The 4,556-nt window shown below is 57.6% G+C and carries 3 protein-coding genes; 1 reads left to right on the top strand and 2 read right to left on the bottom strand.

Annotated elements, in window-relative coordinates:
* Together RA210_RS17670 and RA210_RS17665 are read right to left on the bottom strand one after the other, a co-directional pair.
* Positions 1 to 2,023 (bottom strand): heavy metal translocating P-type ATPase (locus RA210_RS17670; protein WP_201487465.1); only part of this gene is annotated, 2,023 nt, incomplete at its 3' end.
* Positions 2,024 to 2,052: 29 nt separating this feature from the next.
* Positions 2,053 to 2,709 carry a methyltransferase family protein gene (locus RA210_RS17665; protein WP_090352005.1) on the bottom strand — a complete coding sequence of 219 codons (657 nt, stop codon included), beginning with the start codon at positions 2,707 to 2,709 and terminating at the stop codon, positions 2,053 to 2,055.
* 905 nt (positions 2,710 to 3,614) lie between these two features.
* Here RA210_RS17665 and RA210_RS17660 point away from each other — a divergent pair.
* Positions 3,615 to 4,556 (top strand): TolC family protein (locus tag RA210_RS17660; RefSeq protein WP_201487464.1); only part of this gene is annotated, 942 nt, incomplete at its 3' end.

Below are 4,556 nucleotides of genomic sequence, written 5' to 3'. Positions count from 1 at the left end.
GCAATACTTCGGCGATGACACGATCGATTCCAACCTGTTGAGCAATCGCCTTGGCCGTACGTTGATTGTCACCAGTCAAAAGAACCACCTGAATACCACGCGATTTGAGTTCACTAATGGCTTCGGCGGCTTCTGGCTTCAGTGTATCGGCAACCGCGATGATGCCCAGCAGGTCGCGCTCACGGCCAACCAGCATTGCGGTTTTGCCTTGGGCTTCCAACTCAGTCATGGCTTGCTCTGCATGGCTGATCGCGATGCCCTGCTGCTGGAATAGACGCCGATTGCCGAGCCACACCAAGCTGCCATGCAGCTCGCCTTTGATGCCGTGACCTGCGATGCCCTTGATGCCATGTGCGGCCTCGAGTTCCAGGCCGCGATGCTGAGCTGCGCGCACGATGGCTTCGCCAAGGGGATGCTCGGAGCCAACCTCCACGGCGGCGGCGAGTGCCAAAACACCCGCTTCATCGATGTCTTTAAGTGGCACTATATCGGTCACGGTCGGCTCGCCACGGGTGATCGTACCGGTCTTGTCGAAGACCACGGTCGAGAGTTTTTCTGCCCGCTCCAACACCTCGCCGCCTCGGATCAAGATGCCCATGTCCGCCCCTTTGCCGACACCGACCATCAATGCCGCCGGCGTTGCAACGCCGAGAGCGCACGGACAGGAAATGATCAGTACGGCAATGAAGGCGAGCAGGCCCTGGGGGAAGAAGCCAAAGGCCCACCAACCGAAAAAAGCCAGCAGTGCAACCACAACCACTACCGGGACGAAATAGCCGGTGACCTTGTCCGCGAGCCGCTGGATCTGCGCCGTACTCGCCTGGGCGTCTTCCACCATCTTGATGATCTGCGCCAGAGCGGTTTCCTTACCGATCTTGGTAGCCTTGAAGCGGAACAGCCCCGAGCGGTTGAGCGTGCCGCCAATCACCGCTGCGCCAGGCTTCTTTGCCACCGGCATCGACTCACCGGTCAGCATCGACTCATCAATGCTCGTTTCACCGTCGGTGACTTGACCATCGGTGGGGATCTTCTCGCCCGGCCTCACTACCACGATCTCACCGACCATGATGCTTTCGGCCGGGATCTCCTCTTCTTTGCCGTCGCGTAGCACGTGGGCCGTAGCCGGCTTCAGGTCCAGTAGCCGCCGCACGGCAGCAGAGGATTTCTTCTTGATGATCTCCTCCATGTACTTGCCCAGCAGCACGAAGGCGATGATCACGGCCGAAACCTCGAAGTAGACGTCTCGCTCGTCGACCTTGATCGGCAGGACATCCGGGAAGAACAACACGGCGACGCTATAGGAGTATGCAACCGTGGTGCCGAGCGCGATCAGGAAGTCCATGTTGATGCTGCGGGTGCGAATGGCGTTCCACGCTCCCTTGTAGAAGCCCCAGCCACCGATGAATTGCACCGGCGTTACCAGCAGGAACAACCATACGCCCCAGGTGAAGAAGGGCAGCGCGTCAATCGGCACCCAGGTCAGGATGGTGGCGCCGGTAGCGAGACCAATGAATGCGCCCGCGCGCAGGATGGCCAGAGCAAGCACACCGGTGAGCGCAATGGTCACCCGTGTTTTCATCCGCTTGAGCTCAGTCTCGGGGGACTCGAAGGTTTGTTTACAGCTCTCGCTGCAAAAATAGTAAGTGCGCCCGCCGCGCTCACTCTTCAGGGCCGTAGCCTTGTTCACCAACATGCCGCAGATGGGATCCTTGGCTTTGCCCTCCACACCATGTTCATTGGCGCGAGGGGTTGCCACCGAGGAGCTGCCTCCGTGAGGACCATCATGGGTATGCTCGTGACTGCAACCTTCATGCTCAACCTTGCCCATATAGCGCTCTGGCGCCTTGGCGAACGCCCCTTGGCAGCGACTCGAGCAGAACCAGAAACGCCGCCCTTGGTACTCCTGACTGAGCGTTGTTGGCTCGGGATTGACCTCCATGCCACAGACGGGATCAGTTACCGTCTTTATAGACCCTCCCGACTTCCCCGACTCTTCCGTGCGCATGCCGTTATACTTTTCCATATTTCATCACTCATCTCAATAAGTCGAAATTACGATTTGACTTGCACTTTATGGCCACCAAAACGAGGAATGAAGGCGGGGACCTCATTCATATATCGACGATAAGCATCACCAAACTGAGCTAGCGCATCGCGCTCTTCCGATTTCGCCAGGCGCATATACATGAATACGAGAATCGGAAACATGGCAATTGTTATCAATGTCGGCCATTGCAACAGAAAGCTGAACATGATCAACACGAAACCGATATATTGCGGATGACGGATTTTCGCATAAGGTCCGGTGGTTGCGAGCTTGCCGGCCCTTTGAGCCTCGTACAAAACTCGCCAAGCAGAAGCCAACAACCAAAAACCCGCAATAAGGAAGATGCTGCTGGCTATGTGGAACGGCCCCAGATGGGGGTTGGCCTTCCAGCCGAACAAGACCTCAAGCAGATGCCCCGCATCGTGCGAGAAAAAGTCGATGCCGGGATAGCGGGTGCCGAGCCAGCCCGACAGCAGATAAATTGTCAGCGGAAAGCCATACATCTCGGTGAACAGCGCCACCAAGAATGCGCTGAAAGCACCAAAACTTCGCCAATCACGGGCTGACTTTGGCTTGAAAAAGCTGAACGCGAAGATGATAAACACCAATGAGTTGATGATCACCAATCCCCACAGGCCATAGGCTGGCATGTCGTGTGTCATGAGGGTTCTCCTTTGAAATTATCAGTAAAGTCCAAAACCTGCGCCCTGCCACCCTTCGAGAAAATCAACATGCCATCACTATCGTCGTCCCCCTTAAGACCCCTAAGAGGGTAACGGATGTCATTTTATGACATTCGATAATAAGCCGGTGGCAACCCTTATCTTTGATGCTAGACCTAAAAAGCTGACATTGGACTGACCCCAAAATTACAATTTTGTCAGAAATCACTATCTTGTTGACAAAGACAAAAAGCACAACCCCTTGCCAGCAAGATCAAAATAACAATCTCAAACTCCCAGACAACTACAGTCAAGAGAAAAACCACACATTGCGCAAGGCACACGAAAAACACTGACCCCTGTCAATTCCTATCAAGCAAAAGCTGAGCTGCCTCGACAGGCAATTGCCGCCAACAAATTTCCCCTGCTATCGTTCTGAGAGACTCGAGTGGGGTTACCCTAGATGCTTCGGCTTTCATTGATTCTGGCGCTGACTTTCAGCCTCGTGTTGCCTTATTTCGGCAGCACGGCCTCGGCTCGGCCCACCGAACCCTGCCCGATGCAAAGTTCATTGCCTCACCAAGATCACACCTCCCCCTTGCAGGCGCCCTGCTGCGAGCACATGGAGGATGCTGTCGATTCGCTCAGCAAATCCCCCTGCAAGCCTGGACAAGAATGCAAGACCAGCGGGCTTCTCCAGGCTGTCGAGATCAAGGCAGCCCCCCTTCAGCATCCCGTCCCTGGCACACCGCTCGCCCAGCCACCCATTCAGCGAGAACCAACGCCCCTCTGGCGCCCACCCTGCGTCGCCTGATGCCCTAGGTCTGAGGCACCCCAACTATGTTGGGAGCCGTTGCTGTCAGCCATTTCTTCAGTGACATCGATTAATCGCATTGGAGGCGCACATGCCTGCTTTCCTTTTGACTCGCAACAGCTATCTTGGCGTGCTGGCTGTTGTTCTTTGGGCAAACTCCGCCCTCGCTGCGCCGGAAGCCACCCTGACCTTCGAGCGCGCTCTGACTCTGGCCGAGCGCACAGCCCCTGAAAACCGTTCCCAACAGGCGCAGGTTGCGTCTGCTGACCAAGCGCTGCTGCCGGCAGATGCTCTGCCAGATCCCAAGTTGATCCTTGGCATCGATAACCTGCCCATTGAAGGCCCGGATCGCTATACCCTGAACCGCGACTCGATGACCATGCGCCGTATTGGCCTCATGCAGGAAGTCCCCAACGGGGACAAGCGACTGGCCCGTCGACAACTGGCCACCGCCACGCTGACCCGGGCCGAGGCTGAGCAACGCGCTATGGTGCTGGAAACCAAGCGACAAACTGCCCAGAGCTGGCTCGACGTCCATTACGCCGAGCGCAGCGTGGCGTTGCTCGACCAGTTGGATCAGCAGGTCGCTCTCCTGCGGTCGACCGTGCAGGCCCTGATCGCCGGCAGCTCGGCGCAGGCCGGCGAGCTGCTCCAGGCCGATCAGGAGGCCCTGACGCTGGCGGATCGGCGCGATGAGCTGCGCCGCGACGCAGCGGTCGCCAGAGCCAAACTGCGACGCTGGATCGGCGATGCAGCTCGCCTGCCGTTAGCGGGCACACTTCCCCCACTGAGCCTGGACCTTCCGGACTTGCAGCATCGATTGGCCGAACACCCTGAGCTGCGCGCTGCTTCCGCGCGGGTCGGCGAAGCCAATGCCGAACTGGCCGAGGCTGTCGCCGAAAAGCAGCCCGACTGGAGCGTCGAGCTCGCCTACAACAACCGCGACAACCAGTTCGGCGACATGGCGATGTTGCAGTTCACTTTCGACTTGCCGATGTTCGTAGGCTCTCGCCAAGGCCCCCGGATCAATGCC

Origin of the sequence: Pseudomonas sp. OF001, from assembly GCF_904426495.1 — a bacterium.
In the GTDB taxonomy this organism is placed as follows: Bacteria; Pseudomonadota; Gammaproteobacteria; order Pseudomonadales; family Pseudomonadaceae; genus Geopseudomonas.
Note: the sequence above shows the minus strand (reverse complement) of the source record. Positions and strands in the feature narration are given on the sequence as shown.